Genomic DNA, 19,463 nt, shown 5'->3' on the forward strand with positions numbered 1-19,463 from the left:
AATTCCACAAACTCTGGTTGTCCGGGACATACCATATTACGGTCTACTGCAGACAATATTTTATTATTAACGTAAGTTGCTAGTTAGGAAAACTGTCAGAATCAGGATGTCCAGGATTAAAGGATGAACAGGATGAAAACTGGGATTTAATCACCAATTACCTATTGCCCATTACCTATTACCCGCAACTTGGGTTATTGGCACTGTCAGAAATTAAACAGCCGACAACCACTTGGGCAACATCTGCGCGATGTATAATCTCGTTTTCATACAAGATATTGGGTGATGCCGCCAAAAAGCTCCGAGTTTACCCATCTAACGAATAGATTTTAGATCAGGAACCGCCAATGAAAGGATAACTTTAACGAAACCCCTCCATTGCAGCGAGAACTGTTTCTCTAGAGACAGTATCTTGTTTTTCTCTTTCGTTACAATTGACAGACATCATTTAAATCTCTATAACCCAGCCCCATCAGTTGATCAAATGCCAGAATATTACCGAGGTGCATCTTTACTGCAAATGTAACCAGGTTCTTGTGTTCTATTAGACTAATAGAATTACTGAATTGTTTATAAACTAAAAGTTATGACTTGAGGAATTACATTAGTATGACTTACCGTAGGTATGCAATAATTTGCCGCTCTCATGCAGATGGATTGGATTAGCTTACTCAAAGCTCAACAAGCTGACTTCCTTCAACGTGTGAAAAAACCCAAGACTTGCGACTTATCTTTATTGTCAAGTCAAGTCAAAGGTTGCCACAGTGAAATTATGGCATTTTGGGGCGAGGCTTTGGCAAAAATACTGGATGTTACACGCCAACAGGCTGAGATTCTTGCCAAAAATCCGCCACCAACACCGCCAGAATATCCTGAACCCCCCGATTGGGCGATACCCTTTCCCAAATACTTCCAGCGACAAGCAGAAGATTACTTTTTGCGAGAGCAAATCGTTGAGCGGGTGATGACAGAACGCCTGGGCAAGTTGGTGAAAAAAGTGCCACAAGACACCACAGAAAACATGGTGTTAGATGATGAGGGAAATTTGTGCGGTGAAAGTAAATTTCTTTACTTGCTAGCGAATAACCCCAAGTTGAGTATTAAAGTTTATGTTACCGATGGAGAAAGTTTTAACGGTATTAAGAAAGATAAAATCCGGTGGTCAGTAACTCAAGAAGATTTGCGAAATCACCAAGTATTAATTTTTCTGTGTCTGTTTTTTCCTTTTACTGGTAAATTAGGATATGAAAAACAAGCGGTAATTACTGGGTTTTTGCCTACAAATCAACTTGAGTTTATAGATCCAAAGCTGTACATCACTCCGAGTAATTTGTTGTACGCGGGAGGATTAAGTTGGTATTTAGAATCACTGATTACCATTAAAGATCCGCCCTTGGTAGTTAATGAAAAAATCATGGTAGAGACGATTCAGACTTTGCCACCAGACCATCCCCACAAGAGCATTATCGGTGACTGGGAATACTGGCAAACTTTGAAAGGGCACACTAGAGGTATTAACTGCCTAGCCTATTCTTCGAGAACGCTGACGGCGAATAGTTCAGGCTGTAAGCATGAGACAACTGTGCCTATATTGGCCAGTGGTAGCCGTGGAGAGACGAAGTTATGGGATTTAGCTAAGGGTGAATTAATTGAGACTTTATCAGAATATCCTTGGGTGGTATCTGGGCTAGTGGATGAAGTTAATTCTCTGGCTTTTAGTTCAGATGGACAAACGTTAGTGAGTGGTGGTGCAGACTCGACGATTAAGATTTGGCATACTGGGGCATTAGATTTAATAGATATTCTGCACAAGCATCATGGGGTAGTGAGGTGTGTGGCTTTTTCCCCAGATGGCAGTATGTTAGCAACTGGGGGGGATGACAGAAAAATTCTGTTTTGGGATTTGCGCCAACGTCAGGTAAAGATTGCTTTGTCTTTAGATGATACAGCGGCACATTCTTTGGTTTTGAGCCAAGATGGACAAATTTTGATTACGGGTAGCTACCGCAAAATTAAGGTTTGGCGCACTTCATGCCAAGAGGGAAATATAATTTTACAGGATACACAACCGCTGCATACTCTCATGGGTCATTCTCATATTGTTAGTTCTTTAGCAATCAGTGCTGATGCTAAATTGCTTGTGAGTGGTAGCCGGGATAAGATGATTAAAATTTGGCAGTTGGAGACTGGGGAGTTGCTTCACACTCTCAAGGGGCATGGGGATGCTGTAGCCGCGATCGCACTTAGTCCAGATGGGCAAATTATCGCCAGTGGTAGCGCTGATAAAACTATCAAGTTGTGGCATCTACAAACAGGCTCACTGCTGGGTACTTTTACTGGTCATGCCAACACAGTTACAGCCTTGGCTTTCACCGCTTCCGGGGATATGTTGGTGAGTGGCAGTTTGGATAAGACGATTAAGATTTGGCAAAAAAGTTAATAAATTGCAAATAGACAAAGAACGCGAAGAGTTCTTCTCTTGGCGTTATTGTTTGTGCGATCGCTTCACAGATAATAAAATTAGCCTGCAAAACTGTCACTGGACAAATAACCTATGACTGTAGCTATTCAACCCCAACTAATGTTGGCAGAATTTATCAAACAGCCAGAAACTGAGCCAGCATCAGAATTTATCAATGCTGAAATTACACAAAAGCCTATGCCACAGGGAGAACATAGCCGAATACAGATTAAATCTTGTACTGTTATCAACCAGATAACTGAGCCAAAAAAAATTGCTTACGCTTTCTCAGAACTACGCTGCACCTTTGGTGGTGCTTCTATCGTTCCCGATGTAGCTGTGTTTCGCTGGGACAGAATCCCTAAAACGACTTCTGGAAGAATTGCTAACCGCTTTGAAATTCCCCCTGATTGGGCAATTGAGATTCTTTCTCCAGACCAAAAACAAACAAAAGTGCTGGCTAAATTGTTGCATTGTTCACGAAATGGTACTGAGTTGGGCTGGTTGATCAACTCAGAAGAGGAAAGTATTCTGGCTGTGTTTCCTGGTCAAAAAGTGGAATTATATGAGGGTGCTGATAAATTACCAATACTTGCGGGTATTGAGTTGGAATTGACGGTTAATGATGTTTTTGGCTGGTTGAGTTTTGATTGAGTTTAAACGCAAAGGGGCGCTAAGGAAAACGCAAAGGGACGCGAAGGAATTACGCTGGGTTTACAAAAGTTTCTAAACTAAGAGTGTTTGTAACAAGGGTTTGTCTTCAGATAATTTACCTGTTCGCAACCATTCTGCCATTTCTGCTGGTGCTTGCGCTTGTTGGAGGTGTTCCCGTAGTTGTTTACCTTCGAGGATTTCTGTTTGCAACAGTTGCTGTGCGGTTTTTTCGAGTAAGTCGCGGTTATGTTGCAGAATACTCAAGGCGATGTGGTGGGCATGATCGACAATTTGCTTGACTTCGTGGTCAATTTCTTCAGCTACTTGGGGACTGATAGCCCGTCGGGGATTAGGATAACCTTCGAGAAACTGCTGTTGAATTTTTTCAAAGGCTATGGGCCCGAGGCGATCGCTCATTCCATAAATTGTTACTACCCGTTCTGCTAAATCTGTGGCTTTTTGGATATCGTCAGCAGCACCAGTAGACACCTTACCAAATATAATTTCTTCGGCAGAACGTCCACCTAACAAAGTGGCAATCCGTCCGCGAATTTCATCTTCTACCATCAAAAAACGGTCTTCTTCTGGCATCTGAATTGTGTAACCTAAAGCTCCCACACCGCGGGGAACAACAGAGATTTTTTCGACTTTACCACCACCAGGCATCAAAACAGCAATGATGGCATGACCAACTTCGTGATAGGCTACGGTTTTTTTCTCGGTTTCATTCAGTACGCGAGAGCGTTTTTCTAAACCAGCAACTAGGCGCTCAATAGCTTCGTTGAAATCTGCCATTGTTACTGCTTGGCGATTTTGCCGCGCTGCTAACAGTGCAGCTTCATTTACGAGGTTGGCTAAATCTGCCCCAGCAAAGCCAGGAGTCCTAATGGCAATAGTTCCCAAGTTGACATCTTCCGCCAATTTAACGCTTCTCGCATGAACTTTGAGAATTGCTTCCCGACCGATTTTATCAGGGCGATCAACCAAAATTTGGCGGTCAAAGCGACCGGGACGGCGCAAGGCGGGATCGAGAATTTCGGGGCGGTTGGTGGCGGCGATAATGATCACCCCGGTGTTGGCATCAAAGCCATCCATTTCTGTGAGTAACTGGTTGAGGGTTTGTTCTCGTTCATCGTTGCCGCCCATAATTGGCCCAGCACCACCACGAGACTTACCCAGGGCGTCTAATTCATCGATAAAGACGATACAGGGAGCTTGTTGTTTGGCTTGTTCAAATAAGTCGCGGACTCTTGCAGCACCAACACCAACGAACAATTCGATAAATTCTGAACCAGAGATGCTGAAGAAGGGAACGCTAGCTTCACCTGCGATCGCTTTTGCTAGCATTGTTTTACCTGTTCCTGGAGGCCCAATCAGCAGCACACCTTTGGGAATTTTTGCCCCTAAATTGGTGTATTTAGTCGCATTTTTGAGAAAATCGATGATTTCTTCAAGTTCAACTTTGGCTTCATCTACCCCAGCTACATCTGTAAATTTAACGCCAGTACTGCCTTCAGAGTAGATCCGCGCTTTGCTTTTACCTACCGTTAGCGCCGCCGGGCCACCACCCTGACGACTGAATAAAAAAGCCCAAATCCCAAAGAAAATTAACGGCGGTGCCACCCAGCTAAGTAAAGTGCCAATCCAGTTATTTGGATTTGGTGGTGGTGCGGCAAACTCTACATTATGTTCACGGAGTATCTTCGGTAAATCTAAATCGATAGCTACTGGTGTGGTAGTGAATACCTTTTCTGCGGGTTTGCCATCGGGAGTTTCGGTTTTAATCGAGTATTGAATGCGATCGCTCCCGACAATCGCCCGAACTACTTTACCCGCTTCAACCTCAGCCAAAAAGGTGCTATAAGCAACTTCTGGTAACCGCCGCCCAAAAAAGCTCGGTACAATTAGGTTAAGCAGTAACAACAGAGTTAGCAAAATTAAAAAGCTGCCGCCAAACTGCCGAACTTTCGGTGGTTTAAGCTGCTGATTATTATTAGTTTCTACAGGCATTTTGGTGAACCCTCAATTCAAATTTTTTATTAGTTATTAGTCAGTTGATTTTTATTTTTAAAACCTGACAGCAATCAGGTTAATAACAGAGCAAATAGACCACACAAAGCAATGCCATCAAACACACCAGCACCACCAATACTCAATACCCCCGGAATCATCGCTTGAATATCTTTTAGATGCAGCAAATCAGCACCAATTAGAGTCCCAAGAACACCACCGGCAAAGGCCACAGGAGCCGCATGGGGTGAGGCAACTAACATTGCAGATACAGCAGCAGTTAAGGGAGCCAGCAACGGATTCATTTGGATACCTATTCCCGGTACCACCTGGGCCGCAAAGTAGCTCACAATAGTAACAATGGCAGTAACTAGCAAAATCAAGAAAGCATTTGCCTGAGAAAATTGGTACAGTGCCAACACGACCGGAATTAAGCCACCGCCCACGTTTAGAGCTATCACAGTTGAGCGAGGCACTTTCTTTAAAGGCAGACCCCAAAATTCTCCTACCCACAGCGCCGCGAAATCATCTGCTAATTGGATGGGAGCTTCTATACGGTATAAAGGTATATTAATAGTGCTGGTGAGAATAATTAGTACCAGCAATAAAAAGGCAATGTTAGAATAAATTCCCAATTTGGCAACGGCAATTTCTACCAAATCTACTGCCACAGTAAACCAAATAAATGGTAGTAGCAGCAATAACACCAGAAATAAAAGTAATGAAACTGGTAGATAGATCATGGGGATTGGTAAATCAAATTATTTTATCGCTCACCCAAATCTGGTTAGAAGGATCACCCACATTCAATTTTTAGGGAGATAGATATAAGACACTAAGAAAAAAGATGAGGATTCTTCTCTAAGTTAAGTAGTCAAAAGCAAGAAATAACACAACTGCTTAAGCCATGATGTTGATGTTAGCGATTGTGGCAGTTGCTGGTGATGTCTATTGTAGATATTAGACAGTACAGTCAAAATTCGTGTCTACCCTACAAAAAAATGTGTATTGCCGTACTTTTATGGAAAATCAAATGGGATTTATTTTGAAACTGCTTCTACTTTCAGCTGTGCTATCGCTATTAATTAAATATGCAGCACCGAGTTTATTGATTCCGGCGACAGCCACGAACGCGCTAATTATAGTTCTGTTACCTACTGTAATTATGGCGATCGCACTACTTTGGCGAATCCCCAGACAAACACAAAACTAAATACAATCATCAAGGCGGAAGTTGGTAGAATCAGCTAACCTAGCTGCACTGCACTAGAAAATTATTGCATCTCGCCAAGTGTTGGGAGTCCGCCTGTGAACCTCGGTCAATGGATCGGTCTAATCGCGCTAGTACTGTCTTTATACATATTGTGGCAAATTCGGGAAGTACTCTTACTGATGTTTGCCGCAGTCGTATTAGCAACTACCTTAAATCGCTTGGCGCGACGCTTTCAGCGCTCAGGTCTGCGTCGTGGATTGGCCGTTATACTAGCAGTGACTCTGTTTTTTGCTGGTGTCATTGGTTTTTTCTGGCTGATAGTGCCGCCTTTTGCCCAGCAATTTCGAGAACTAACCTATCGCGTTCCCCAAGGTTTTGGGCGCTTTAATACTGGGCTTGATGAACTGAGAACTCATATTCCTATCGAATTACTGCCCTACATCCCCGATCTTAACAGTCTGAGCGAACAAGCACAGCCTTTAATTAATCGGGCTTTAGGAAACTCCTTCGCCTTTGTCTCCGGTTCTTTAGAAGTTGTCCTCAAGGTTTTGCTAGTGTTGGTTTTAACAGGGATGTTTTTAGCCAACCCGGACGCTTACCGCAAAGTATTTGTCCGGCTGTTTCCCTCATTTTATCGGCGACGGGTGGATGGGATTTTAGAGAAATGTGAAGTCTCATTAGAAGGCTGGATCACAGGCGCTGCCATCGGTGTCTCTGTAGTGGGTTTGATGAGTATGGTTGGCTTGTCAGTCTTGCACGTCAAGGCAGCCCTAGCACTAGGGGTTTTGGCAGGCTTTATGAACTTGATTCCCAACTTGGGGCCAACCATCAGCGTCATACCCGCAATGGCGATCGCACTTTTGGATGCTCCCTGGAAAGTCCTTGCTGTCTTTATTCTCTACTTCTTCATTCAACAAGCTGAGAGCAACTTCATCACCCCCATCGTCATGGAGAAGCAAGTTTCACTACTCCCAGCAGTAACCTTAATTTCTCAGCTATTTTTCGTCACCTTCTTTGGCTTTTTAGGATTATTTCTCGCCCTACCTCTAACCGTTGTCGCTAAAATTTGGGTGCAAGAAGTATTAATTAAAGACGTTTTGGATCAATGGGGGGATAATCATCAACCAGCTACAGAGTTGGTGATAGTTTCAGAATCTCCTAGATTTGAGGATGCAGCTAAAGGAAATGATCAGAGAGAAGCAGAAATTACAAATAGTGATGATGAATAGTGTATCATCTCGCCCTAGTCCTCTTCCTCTTGCAAATTACACCCCAAACCTACCTTATTCAGCCGATTTAGGTAAATCACCCAAATAAATCACCCCGTAGGACAGGCATCTTGCCTGTCCAGCAATCAAGATTAATGCAAATTACACTCCAAACCTACCTTATTAAGCCGATTTAGGTAAATCACCCAAATAAATCACACCGTAGGACAGGCAAGATGCCTGTCCAGCAATCAAGATTAAAGTCCCAATAGCGCCTGCTTGCCATGTTGTCTACTATATTGTAGTATGTATATTACAAATATAAAACACACCTAACCTCCTAGCTCCCTTACCAAAATACTAAGGGGAGTTTAGATATGTTGCATGCAACGTCTCTACATTAGTAGGAGACAGATTTTACATTTATATATAGGAGGGTAAAAGTTGAAACTTAATCAAGTCATAGCAATTCTTCAAACAGTTAAAGCCAACACCGCAAAAGCTAAAACATCTGTTTATCAACTAATTCAAAAGAGTGCCCTATTTCAGGGGATTTCGCGAACATTTCAGCCAGTAGCTGAAGATGGTTTTGTCTATCCCCCAGAAAATCAGACATTGCAAATGAAAGCAGAGGATTTGCTAACTCAATTTGAGCAAGCTTGCACAGAATTATTTAACTTGTGTGCAACCCAAGATTGGGCTAATGCTCAAGCCAAAGCAGATATAGTAGTTGATGGAACAACAATCTTACGGGAAGTACCTGTTTCTTATCTGCTATTTTTAGAAAAGCAGTTAACTGACATGAAAACCTTCATCTCCACACTACCCGTCTTAGATAATAGCGAATCTTGGATTTATGATCAGCAACAAGCGTGCTTTGCTACAGAAGCCAAATACACCACTAAAACCAAACGAATAGTTAAACCGGTGGTATTGTATGAAGCCACAAAAGAGCATCCCGCACAAGTGAAAGAATCCTCTGAAGATGTGCCGGAAGGAACTTGGCGCACAGTTAAATTTTCTGGGGCGATTTCCCAAGCAAGGCAAAATGAATTGCTACGGCGCGTAGACAGACTAACCCAAGAAGTTATTTTTGCTAGAGAACAGGCAAACGGTTTAGAAGTTACCGAACAAAATCAAGTTGCCAGATCAATTTTTGGTTACTTGTTTGCACCGTCAAATTTCAGGTAGAATAATATTGGAGCGCAAGTTTAGTTTCAGTGTCTATAGGAGAATTTGTAGGTTCGATTCCTACTCCCTCGACTTCATTAAACCGGGGGATAGCCAAATGGTAAAGGCACTCCTGACACAATAAATCTCAGAATTAGTTTTAGGCTATTGCTCCAATCTAAACTTAAAAATTCACCTTCTGCATCGACCTCTGTAAACAAATGTCAGTGGGACACAAGTTCAAATCTTGTCCGGTCCTCCAAAATTTTGGGCTGGTAGTTTAGCGGTAAAACACCACGACTTAAAGATTAAATTTACAGTAACCGGAAATTAACTAGGCGGAAGTAGTGAAACAAAGCACCTAAAAGCTGATAACTTTTAGTTACCACCCCCAGGCAAGGAAAGCGCCTGGGGGATTTTAAATTTCAGCCATTTTCAGCTAAATAAACCCACGGGTTATGGACACAGCAATGCTGTGTCCCTACGATAGATGTAGTTCAAATAAATCAAACCTGCTGTAGTCAGAAAATTGTAGGTTGGGGAGCCACTCACATACGGGGGTTCCAAGAGTTGAGTGAAGTGGCATTTGAGCAAAGCGAAACCCAACAAATACCCTGTTAGTATTAAGTTTCGTCCCTCAATCAAACCTACTAACTGTGATTTGACTCTTCATGGTAATTGTTGTTATCCTCAACTCCACCCCAGCGGTTTTTAGAATATTCAATTGCTTCTTTAGCATCTAATTGCCGACTAGAATTTCCAGTGCGGATATATAATTCTGATGCTTGTCCATTTTTAACATAAGCGGTCTCTTTAGAAGGCTTAACAATAATTCGGCAAATCTCTTTACTTTCTATTTGATGGAACGTTATACTAATAAAAGAAATAAATTGATGACCAAAATTGTTTGTAAGCAATAGATCATGCAAGAGTAGTTCATAACTATCTCTATCCTTATTTTTAGCTGTTAGATAGTCATTTTCAAGCCCTAAAATATGACCATCATCTGCTACACCAATTAATAAAGTTCCACCTTGAAAATTCAAGAAAGCGGCAACAGTTTTAACTATAGCTTTCTCCAGGGCTCTATTTTCAGAATTTTGCTTTATGTCCCAACGTACAGAAGATTTAAACTCCAAATAATGACCTTCTCCTTGAGAAATTAACTCGATAATCTCCCGATCTATAGAAGATGCAGCAAGTTCATCTTTTATTCCTAGCTTTTTTAATTTATTTTGCCTTTCAAGTTCTGAGTTTAATGCCTTTAATTGCCTAAGTTGTTCGGCATTCTGACGTTTTCGATCTATTGAAAGCCTACGTTCTTCATTTTGTTGTTTTTTAGACTGCCTCTCTATTTCTTGAGCAAGCCTTTCTTCATTACGTGTTAATTCACACCTTTTACCGAAGAGCTTTCTGCTGATATTAGCTTCTGAGTTTTCAATTGCTGATAATTTGCTAGTGATTTGTGCTATTTGTGTTTCTTTAGAACTAATTAACTTGGGATTTGGATTACTTGTAATACTTTGTCTAATACTTGCAATTTGTCCTATCAATTGAGCCTTTTTATTTGATTCTTGACTAGCTTTTGCTTGAAGTTCAGCTACTTGTTTAGTCAACCGAGAAATATTTTGTTTGTAGATAGATAATGACATAACACACCTTGATTAGGTTTTTGTTTTTAGAGTTATTGTATTAATTACGAAAGTGTATCCAGCCGCGATTGCTAATACTTTTATTAATATACAATTAATACGTGTATATGACAAGTAGCATCATGTTATCAAGGACAAATTTAGTTTATTAAGTATCATTGCTATCCTTCCCAATACCATATCATTTAATTATTTGGTATACAGGATCGCAGATAATGAAGATAGACTGATCACTAGGTTAATAAATGGTTTCCAGCGTTGGCATTACTGACACCATTAAAAGCTTGAGCGATTTACAAACACGCTGTAATTTGCGTCAAGCAGAAGATGAGCGCTTTTTTAGCGAATGGATTGAAGACTTACCCCAACTTAATCAGCAAGAACAAGCGGGTGTGACTCGCATCAAGCAGCGTTATGACTACCATCGCGTTGATGGTCTGCTGTTGGAAGGTACAATTAATCTCTTAGTAGTTTCGCCATTATTGGAACTTGCAGGTTTTCTAGATCCACCTTACCGAATTCGCTCACCTTATGGCATTGCTTTAGAAATCGAAGAACCTGAAGAAACAATTCGCGGTTTTATTGATACGCTAGTTGTGCAAGAAAAACTTTGGATTTTTGTTGTTGAATCTAAACGAAACAGCATTCCAGTTTTAGCAGCATTACCGCAGTTATTAGCCTATATGCTAACTACTACCCAAACTGATAAACCAGTATTTGGTATGGCGACAAACGGTGATGAATTTATATTTCTGAAACTAACTCTCTCAGATACACCTCAATACGACGTATCACGCACATTTTCGCTATTTCCTCGGCGTCATGAATTAGCAGAAGTTTTGCAAATTTTAAAGCGATTAGGACAAGCAGCACTAAAATGAGGGAATGTATGATATCTCTATTCAAAATTACTCAAAATAATTTCACCCTTGGCTTACGATAATAGCTGCAAATATCTCGCCGAAAACTACCCCGCTGAATTTGCTAAATGGTTACTTTCGGCTGACACGGACGATATCCAAGTACTAAAAACAGAACTCAGCTTAGAACCAATTCGCGCTGATGCTGTCACATTTTTGCAAGTCTCTAACCAAATCCTGCATCTGGAATTTCAAACTCAACCCAAATCCAAAACTCCAATAGACTTTCGGATGCTGGATTATTACACCCGATTAAAACGCCAATATTGGTGTGAAATCGAGCAGGTAATTATTTTTCTTCAACCCAGCACCTCAGAAATTGTCTTTAATACTCAGTATGTAGACACCAAAACTAGACATGAGTATCGAGTTATTCGTTTATGGGAAGAAGATCCTGCGCCATTATTGGTAAATCCTGCTCTTTTACCATTGGCGACTTTAGCTAGAAGCGATTCACCCAATGCCTTATTAGAGCAAGTAGCCGCCCAAGTCGATATGATCGAAGAAAGCGATAAGCGAACAAATATATCGGCTTGTATACAGGTTTTGGCTGGTTTGCGTTTTAACAAAGATTTGATTCAACAACTATTCCGAGAGGAAATTATGCAAGAATCTGTGATTTATCAAGATATTCTCCAAAAAGGAGAGCAACGCGGAAAACAACAAGGAGAGGTGACGTTAGTTTTACGTCTGCTGAATCGTCGGGTTGGTGTCATTGGCTCTGACGTAGAACAGAGGATTAATGGATTATCCACCAATCAACTAGAAAATTTGGCAGAAGCACTGTTAGATTTTTCCACTCAAGCTGATTTAATTAGCTGGTTAGACAGTCATTAGAATAAACTAATTTGAGGGCTGAAGCCCTCACTACAAACCTTTAATTATTTACGTTGCTCTACTTAGTCCGATAATTAAGATGTCAATCCGCTACTTTTAAAATGCGAACTATTGCGGAAATTAATGAAAAAATCAGCCGTAAACGTGCGGTGGTGTTGACGGCTGAAGAGTTAAAAGCACGAGTTGCCGAAATTGGTGTTACTAAAACGGCTAAAGAAGTTGATGTGATTACGACCGGCACCTTTGAGCCGATGGAGTCAAGTGGGGCAATTATTAATCTCGGACACACTGATCCACCGATCAAAATTCGCCGTTGCTGGTTGGATGGTGTGCCTGCATACCCTGGTTTTGGGGCGGTAGATTTATACTTGGGTGCTAGTTGTGCGGTGGAGGTGATGGATGGGGAAGAAGTGCGGGAACGGGGCGGTGGTCATGTTATAGAAGATTTGATTGCGGGGAAACCTGTATCAGTACGGGCGTTAGGACAGGTTACAGATTGTTATCCACGGGCGAGTTTTGAAACCACAGTTAGCAAGGAAACGATCAATCAGTTTTATTTATTTAATCCGCGCAATCTTTACCAAAATTTTATTGTGGGAGTGAATGGAGGCGATCGCCCTCTCTTCACCTATCTCGGACCTTTACAACCCCGTCTGGGGAATGCGGTTTACTCTAACCCTGGCGCGATTTCCCCCCTACTCAATGACCCCGATTTGCAACTCGTCGGCATTGGGACAAGAATTTTTTTAGGCGGTGGTATTGGCTATGTTGCTTGGGAAGGCACGCAGCACTTCCCTTTACAAAAACGTTTAGCGAACCATACACCTATTGGCCCGGCTGCCACCTTGGCTTTAATTGGTGATGCCAAGCAAATGGATGCTCGGTGGGTGCGGGGTTGTTACTTTAAAAGTTATGGCCCTTCATTAATGTTGGGCGTAGGTGTACCACTTCCTGTATTAAATGAAGCAGTAGTTGAACGTTGTGCTGTAGTAGATAAGGACTTAGTCGCGCCGATAGTGGACTTTTCTATTCCCCGGCGCGTTCGTCCTACATTTGGTTTGGTGAGTTACGCCCAACTTAAATCTGGACGTATCACCATTGAGGGTAAAACAGTGCGAGTCGCCCCTTTAGCCAGTTTATTTCTTTCCAGGCAAGTCGCCCTAGAGTTGAAACAATGGATTGAAGCAGGCACTTTTACCCTCACAGAAGCTGTTGCGCCGATTCCAATGGAGCGTTCTTTTTTACCCCAAGACCGCTGGACAGATTTTTAATCTTGGTAATGGGTAATGGGTAATGGGTAATGGGTAAGAGTTTTACCTATTACCAATCCCCAATTACCAATTACTTATTAACCTACTCTTGGGTTGGTTTTGGTCGCTTGATGATGGGTTTAGGCGCGGGTGGTTTTGGTATAGGTTTAGATACCGCAGAGGGTTCGCCGCCTGTTTTCTTGATTGGTAGTGGTGGAGTTTCCCCAGCCCGTCTGGGGGGGAATGGTCTTCTTCCACCACCACCGCCACCGCCACTGCCACCACCACGGGGCCCGCCTTTGAATGGTGGTTTGCGTTTTTTGGGCAAGTCAGCGATCGCATCAGCTTTTTCTACAACTAATATGTCAGCTTCTCGCTTGACTTTGAAATCCCAGAACTTGCCTACAGCTTTGGTGGTCAGCACGCCCCTCAGTTTCAACTTAAAATACTTAGGTTTATCAGTTGGTTTACGTGGAGCCTGCTTAATTTTGACTACCAAGCTCTTAGCATCAAAAGACTGGTAAACTACCTCACCACGCACGGAAAAACCACCATCGGGAATGTCTGAGGAGGGTGTGAGGGTGTCTGTAGTTTCTTGGGAGTTCTCGGCTAAAACTTCATCTTCGGTCTGCAACTCTTGCGAACCCGAATCTTCGTTGTCCTCCTCTATGAAATTTTTAGCCAGATTTTCTGGCTCCCAAACTCCGACAATTTGGAGGTGCAACGTGTCATTTTCTTGCCTTGTGCGGGGGTAAACTACCCAGAGATGTTCTTTTTCTAAGTCCAAGTGATTCTTGACTAAACTCATAATTCGACCAAGAAGGACGGCATTGAGTTCTACATCATCTGTTGTCAGCAGTGTCCCTTGAGTAAATTGTTCACTGCTGGCATGGTAGCGACCCCGAACTAACCCGATGGCTCGGTACTGCATCGGTTCACTGGGAGGTGGAATCGGCTGCTGTCGATTGCTTAAGTTCCCATTGGAGTCAGTATCGCTAGGGTTAACCGAGGAATTTTCTAGCTTAGAGGCTTCAGCTGCTACTGTGGGAACATTAGCGACTGCTTCTGTCTTAGTTTGGTTAGTCTGGGCCTGGTTAGAGGCAGAAAGGTTAGTGGATTCAGGAGACGGCATCAGGTCGGAATTCATAAAAACTCCTTGCGGCGGAGACACATCCCATTGTGGGATTTTACAAAGGCAGATGAAAAGAGCGTTTGTGCGGCTAATAAAAGTATATTTCCTTTCAATAAAGCCACTTCAGCGCACCCTGTGAGAACAAAAAAGACGCGAAATGTTGCATTTATACACTAAATGTGTAATTTAACGTCTTTAGACTAATTTCGGAAGCATATCATAGGTACAATTCTGACGGCTCCTCCTAAAGTCATCACTTACTTTAGCAGTGTGGATAGTTATTTGTTATAAAATTCACAGTCTATGGACGGTATTCCGCAAAGTTTTGGAATTTTTTAACTTTGGGATTTGTGTAAATATTAATCTCATTAGAGTTCAGGAGGATGACAAAATTGTGTCTCAACCACGCAATCGCTGGATAGTTCGGGTCGTGTTGGCTCTGGCTGTTATTGCTTTCATTGGGGTTTCGGTCATGCCCATAATTGGAGCATTGAATGATCAGCAATCCCCAACCCAGAATACTGCTAGTACCAATGGCAGTTTGCCTTCCTCTGACCAAAAATCAAAATTGGATGATCAAGTCCGGGGTTATGAATTGGTTTTGCAAAAGGAACCAGAAAATCAAACCGCACTCAAGGGAGTGTTAGAGGCAAGGCTACAATTACTGAGTCAAAAAGGCAGGGGTGAGATTAAACCAGCAGACATTCAAGCGGTAATTGAACCCCTAGAAAAGCTGGCTAAACTGAATCCAGACAAGTCAGAATACGCTGTGCTTTTGGCACAAGCAAAGCAGCAAATTGGCGACAAGGAAGGAGCCGCAGTCGCTTATCGTTCAATTTTAGCAACGAGACCCGGTGATCTGAAAGCTCTGCAAGGAATGGTGACTCTCCAGATTAATGAGCAACGCCCCGAAGCGGCTATTGGCTTGCTGCAAGAGACTCTGTCTAATGCTGCCCAGGCAAATACAATTCAGCCTGGAAGTGTTGATATAGTGGCTGTGCAGGTGCTGTTGGGCAGTGTCCACGCCTTCCAGAAAAATTATCCGCAAGCTATTTCTGTCTATGACCAAGCAATTAAGAAAGATCCCCAAGATTTTCGCCCTATTTTAGCAAAGGGGATGCTACTGAAGGAACAGGGCAAAGTGGAAGAAGCAAAACCTTTGTTTGATAGTGCCTCGGCTTTAGCACCTGCTCAGTACAAAGACGAAATCAAAAAAGCAGCAGCAGCAGCCCCTACTCCTACCCCTGCTGTTTCCCCTGCTCCTACCCCTGCACCATCGCCGGCAAGCTCACCTACCCCTGGAAGCACACCTAGCCCATGATGAGGAGGGGAAAGCTTTAAGCTCCTTCTATGATGGCGATCGCCCCAAAGATCAGAAACAGACACCCACCAATGAAGGTGATTTGCCGCTCAGAAATGCGTCCGGCAATTAATTTGCCCCCAATAACTGCGATCGCCGCGCATAAGGCGTGTCCTAAAATAGCCCCCAAAGTTACGCCAATGGGGTTATTACTGGCAGCTAGGGCAATGGTGGCTATTTGTGTGCGATCGCCCCACTCTGCCATAAATGTTAAAACAAAGGCTTCTAATACAATTCCCCAGTCGCTCTTTTGCTTTGGTTGCTGCGATTCTGCCTGTTCTACCGCAGCTTTTGCCTCATCTATCACTTCTGTATTACCAGCAGAACCAGGCATCCGACTAGCATCATACAGCAGCTTAATCCCAAAACCAATAAACAAAGCTATTTCGGCGTTATGAATTATTCCCTTTGGCAACAAAGAAACCAATCTTCCGAAGATTACAGAAAGGATTGTCATCGCCGCCAAAGCCGCTGTCACACCGATAAATACCAGTTTTCGCGAGTGACGCATTGCCAAAATTACAGCAATAAAAAAGGTTTTATCGCCTAGCTCAGAAATCGAAATTAGTAATAAACCTGCTGTAAATGCTGTTAACACTCTCTCAAGCTCCTGAAGGATTTTTTACCTGTGTGAGCTTGATGAGAGCGGCTAAACTTCACCAGGCTCACACTTTTTTTGTGTGAACTCAGTGAAGGTCTCGCTTTCAAATATTAATTACTTGCCACCTGAACCAGGCTCATCGCCAGTATGTTGACTCAGATGTACTGGCTTTTTGACTTTTTGCCAGCAGCTACTCCCCTTCTATCTGCTACCAATTATACATTAGTCTCTGGTAGGGGTCAAGACAGTCGGGCTATTTTTTCACCTTTACCGCTTTAAAAAGTACAGCCATTTTCAGGTAAATGAACCACACATCAGAAATTCAAACCTCTGTAGAGACCTTGGATGTAACGTCTCTACAGTGTGGTTTAATTAATTGAAAATTGCTGTAATGACCAAATGTTAGATTTTAAATTTTGGATAATGAAATTAAATAATTCAAAATCCAATCTGGGCTAATTAATCAACAAAATTAGGTCGGGCTTGTTGATTTGATCGTAACTTGTTTTCTAGCAGTGCCCAATTTTCCTGCTCAATCAGGTGAATCAATTCATCGAGCTTATGGCGATATTGTTGCAGTGAACCCAGTAATGCTTGACGATTATACTGCGCCATCATCACTCCTAACTCTGGATTGCCACCACCTACACGACTGGTATCCCGAAAGCCGGAACTAGCAAAATTTTGGGCTAATTGCAACACGTCGGGGTCAGTTTCACTAATGCAAGCAGCAATTAATGAACCGCTAACCATTACGGGTAAATGGGAAATCCAACTCACAGCGCGGTCATGTTGCTCTGGGTGACAATGGTAGATAATTGCTCCAAGCGATCGCACAATTTCCTCTACCACTGTAATAGCAACCCTTGGTGTTGTATCTACTGGTGTGAGGACATAAGGTCGAGCAAAAAATAAATTCCGCTGTGCAGCTTCTATACCACTATCGGTTGTGCCCGCCATGGGGTGACCGCCGATAAAGTGTTCCCACAGGGGGGAAAGTGCTTGGACTATGGGCGCTTTCACCGAACCAACATCAGTCACGACTGTACCGGGAGACAAATGAGCGATCAACTGTTGAACTTGGGGAACAATAAGCCCTATGGGTGTGCAAATAAATACCACCTCTGTATCTGCCAACAGACTAAGTTCAACTGATGCCTGATCGACATTGCCGAGAGCGATCGCTTTTTGGCAGGTTGATTCCTGGCGACTAACGCCTAAAACATCATGTCCTTGCGATCGCAAATCAAAACCCAAAGATCCGCCTATCAGCCCCAGACCTAAAATACCAATTTTCATTTTTGATTCTGACCTACTATCTTTATATTTATTTTCTGCATACTTTCAACTATTAAAGTAGGCATCTGAGGAATCGCATTCATGACTGTAGAGGAATTGCTAGAAAAATATGCCGCAGGAGTCTTAGACTTTAGGGGCGTTAATCTCTCTGAAGCTAACCTGAGTGGCATCAAACTAAGTGGCGTCAATCTGAGCAAAGCTAATTTGAGTGTAGTTAACCTGAGTGGAGCAAATCTGGGGGAATCGGACTTCAGCTATGCTCAGATGAATGTGGCCAGACTGAGCGGCGCCTATCTTGTCGGCGCCATTCTCAACAACTCCAGTCTCAACGTTGCTAATTTAATTCGAGCCGATCTCAGTCGCGCCCAACTCCGAGGCGCTTCCCTGATTCGCGCCGAGTTAATTCGTACTAACTTTAGTCGTGCTGACTTGTTCGAGGCTAACCTCACCAGCGCCGATTTGCGACAAGCTACACTGCGACAAGCAAACCTTCGTCGCGCCAACTTGAGCCAAGCCAACTTGAGAGGCTGTACTCTGATAGAAGCAAACTTAGAGATGGCTAATTTAAACGCCACAGAGATGAGTTCCAGTGACCTCAGTGGTGCAAATTTACGAGATAGCGAACTTAAACAGGCTAATCTCAGCCTTGCTAACCTCAGTGGAGCAGATTTAAGTGGGGCAAACCTCCGTTGGGCGGATTTAAGCGGGGCAAATCTCACCTGGGCAGATTTAAGCGGGGCAAAACTGAGCGGCGCGAATTTAATTGGGGCAGACTTAAGCAACGCCAATTTAACAAATGCGAGTTTAGTACACGCCAATTTAACTCAAGCAAAATTCATTCAAGCAGAATGGACTGGTGCGGACTTATCGGGAGCAATGTTAACTGGGGCCAAACTTTATGCCACCTCTCGGTTTGGTTTAAAAACTGAAGGTATAACTTGCGAATGGGTTGACCTCTCTCCCACAGGCGATCGCACCATCATTCAAAAGTTTGATGCTGAAGACTCACGTGACTTTTTTAATGCCACCTCGCCGACAATCCGGATTGTGATTGATGCACCACTAGAACATGAAGCAAACTTTGCTCTGGCTGGGGCTTATTACCAAATTGCTCAGGAATACTGGGGACTCAAACAACCCCCAACAATGGAAAGCGGGCCTCGCCGGACTGTTTTCACCTTCCGCGTAGATAGTGATGAAGCTTTATTCCCGACAGCTTACATCACAATTCTTCCCTTTCAAGATGGCGTCACCACCCAAAAGAATATTTATGCGATCGCCGAAATCATCAAGAGCGAACTTCATACTCCCGAAGACAAAAAATCTCCCCATCTGGTGAAACAATTAACCCTGCTGATAGAAGAAGCTATCAGTAAAGCCAACATCATTAAACAAACGAAAAAAAATCTGGAGATAGCAGCAAAATTAAACTTTGTCAAAGTCCCTACCCAGACAATATTAACAAACTCTAGCGCTCAGACTCTGATGGTGTATGACAATCCCTATTTTGGGAAGCGATTGATTAACCACTCTGCTCTTAGCCCTTTAGTTTATAATGAGATATCTAGTGAATCTACAAATAACATCCTGCCATCGTCAAATATGATTATGGATTTTCTCAGAGGTTTTCACCCAATCAGTTAGTAGAAGATGCACAATTAACCATGTTGTTTTTCTATACTTACTAAAGTAAAAA

At 42.8% G+C, this 19,463-nt stretch carries 16 protein-coding genes; 10 read left to right on the forward strand and 6 right to left on the reverse strand.

Features of this window, described 5'->3' with window-relative positions; translation table 11 throughout:
* Nucleotides 1-646 precede the first annotated feature (646 nt).
* Together H6G32_RS12875 and H6G32_RS12880 are read left to right on the forward strand one after the other, a co-directional pair.
* On the forward strand, nt 647-2,440 hold the full coding sequence (locus H6G32_RS12875; protein WP_190458767.1) for a WD40 repeat domain-containing protein: 1,794 nt from the start codon (nt 647-649) through the stop codon (nt 2,438-2,440).
* Nucleotides 2,441-2,554: 114 nt separating this feature from the next.
* The gene (locus H6G32_RS12880; protein WP_190458769.1) at nt 2,555-3,115 is read left to right on the forward strand and encodes a Uma2 family endonuclease; all 561 of its coding nucleotides are present in this window, start codon (nt 2,555-2,557) and stop codon (nt 3,113-3,115) included.
* Between the two features lie 72 nt (nt 3,116-3,187).
* Here the strand turns inward: H6G32_RS12880 and ftsH are convergent, their stop codons facing one another.
* Together ftsH and H6G32_RS12890 are read right to left on the reverse strand one after the other, a co-directional pair.
* The gene (ftsH, locus tag H6G32_RS12885) at nt 3,188-5,125 is read right to left on the reverse strand and encodes an ATP-dependent zinc metalloprotease FtsH (protein WP_190458771.1); all 1,938 of its coding nucleotides are present in this window, start codon (nt 5,123-5,125) and stop codon (nt 3,188-3,190) included.
* A 74-nt stretch (nt 5,126-5,199) separates the two neighbouring features.
* Nucleotides 5,200-5,868 carry a DUF1614 domain-containing protein gene (locus tag H6G32_RS12890; RefSeq protein ID WP_190458774.1) on the reverse strand — a complete coding sequence of 223 codons (669 nt, stop codon included), beginning with the start codon at nt 5,866-5,868 and terminating at the stop codon, nt 5,200-5,202.
* Between the two features lie 278 nt (nt 5,869-6,146).
* Here H6G32_RS12890 and H6G32_RS12895 point away from each other — a divergent pair, with 278 nt between their 5' ends.
* The 3 genes from H6G32_RS12895 (at nt 6,147) to H6G32_RS12905 (ending at nt 8,737) form a co-directional block, all read left to right on the forward strand.
* Nucleotides 6,147-6,338 (forward strand): hypothetical protein, encoded by a 192-nt coding sequence (locus tag H6G32_RS12895; RefSeq protein ID WP_190458834.1) that lies wholly within the window; start codon nt 6,147-6,149, stop codon nt 6,336-6,338.
* A gap of 95 nt (nt 6,339-6,433) precedes the next feature.
* Nucleotides 6,434-7,567, forward strand: a complete 1,134-nt coding sequence (locus H6G32_RS12900; RefSeq protein ID WP_190458775.1) for an AI-2E family transporter — start codon at nt 6,434-6,436, stop codon at nt 7,565-7,567.
* A gap of 423 nt (nt 7,568-7,990) precedes the next feature.
* Nucleotides 7,991-8,737, forward strand: coding sequence for a DUF7873 family protein (locus tag H6G32_RS12905; RefSeq protein ID WP_190458777.1), 747 nt, complete (start codon nt 7,991-7,993; stop codon nt 8,735-8,737).
* A gap of 629 nt (nt 8,738-9,366) precedes the next feature.
* Here the strand turns inward: H6G32_RS12905 and H6G32_RS12910 are convergent.
* Nucleotides 9,367-10,368 (reverse strand): AlbA family DNA-binding domain-containing protein, encoded by a 1,002-nt coding sequence (locus tag H6G32_RS12910; RefSeq protein WP_190458779.1) that lies wholly within the window; start codon nt 10,366-10,368, stop codon nt 9,367-9,369.
* A gap of 245 nt (nt 10,369-10,613) precedes the next feature.
* Here H6G32_RS12910 and H6G32_RS12915 point away from each other — a divergent pair, with 245 nt between their 5' ends.
* From H6G32_RS12915 to H6G32_RS12925, 3 genes are all read left to right on the forward strand, one after another.
* A complete protein-coding gene (locus H6G32_RS12915; protein WP_190458781.1) occupies nt 10,614-11,249 on the forward strand; it encodes a type I restriction endonuclease subunit R in 636 nt (211 codons plus the stop codon).
* Between the two features lie 48 nt (nt 11,250-11,297).
* Entirely contained in the window at nt 11,298-12,125 is an 828-nt protein-coding gene (locus tag H6G32_RS12920) for a DUF4351 domain-containing protein (protein ID WP_190458784.1), read from the forward strand.
* Nucleotides 12,126-12,226: 101 nt separating this feature from the next.
* Complete coding sequence (locus H6G32_RS12925) at nt 12,227-13,396, forward strand: homocysteine biosynthesis protein (protein WP_190458786.1); 1,170 nt, start codon at nt 12,227-12,229, stop codon at nt 13,394-13,396.
* A gap of 82 nt (nt 13,397-13,478) precedes the next feature.
* On the opposite strand, the gene H6G32_RS12930 is transcribed toward H6G32_RS12925, so the two are convergent.
* On the reverse strand, nt 13,479-14,522 hold the full coding sequence (locus H6G32_RS12930) for a hypothetical protein (RefSeq protein ID WP_190458788.1): 1,044 nt from the start codon (nt 14,520-14,522) through the stop codon (nt 13,479-13,481).
* A 379-nt stretch (nt 14,523-14,901) separates the two neighbouring features.
* On the opposite strand from H6G32_RS12930, the gene H6G32_RS12935 reads away from it, so the two are divergent.
* Nucleotides 14,902-15,828: a tetratricopeptide repeat protein gene (locus H6G32_RS12935; protein ID WP_190458790.1), complete on the forward strand. Its 927-nt coding sequence runs from the start codon at nt 14,902-14,904 to the stop codon at nt 15,826-15,828.
* A gap of 16 nt (nt 15,829-15,844) precedes the next feature.
* Here the strand turns inward: H6G32_RS12935 and H6G32_RS12940 are convergent, their stop codons facing one another.
* Both H6G32_RS12940 and H6G32_RS12945 read right to left on the reverse strand, forming a co-directional pair.
* Nucleotides 15,845-16,465: a TMEM165/GDT1 family protein gene (locus tag H6G32_RS12940; protein ID WP_190458792.1), complete on the reverse strand. Its 621-nt coding sequence runs from the start codon at nt 16,463-16,465 to the stop codon at nt 15,845-15,847.
* Nucleotides 16,466-16,927: 462 nt separating this feature from the next.
* On the reverse strand, nt 16,928-17,767 hold the full coding sequence (locus H6G32_RS12945) for a prephenate/arogenate dehydrogenase (protein ID WP_190458794.1): 840 nt from the start codon (nt 17,765-17,767) through the stop codon (nt 16,928-16,930).
* Nucleotides 17,768-17,848: 81 nt separating this feature from the next.
* Between H6G32_RS12945 and H6G32_RS12950 the strand changes: the two genes are divergently transcribed.
* Nucleotides 17,849-19,411, forward strand: coding sequence for a pentapeptide repeat-containing protein (locus tag H6G32_RS12950; protein WP_190458796.1), 1,563 nt, complete (start codon nt 17,849-17,851; stop codon nt 19,409-19,411).
* Nucleotides 19,412-19,463: the final 52 nt, after the last annotated feature.

Origin of the sequence: Cylindrospermum sp. FACHB-282, from assembly GCF_014697195.1 — a bacterium.
Taxonomy (GTDB): domain Bacteria; phylum Cyanobacteriota; class Cyanobacteriia; order Cyanobacteriales; family Nostocaceae; genus Cylindrospermum.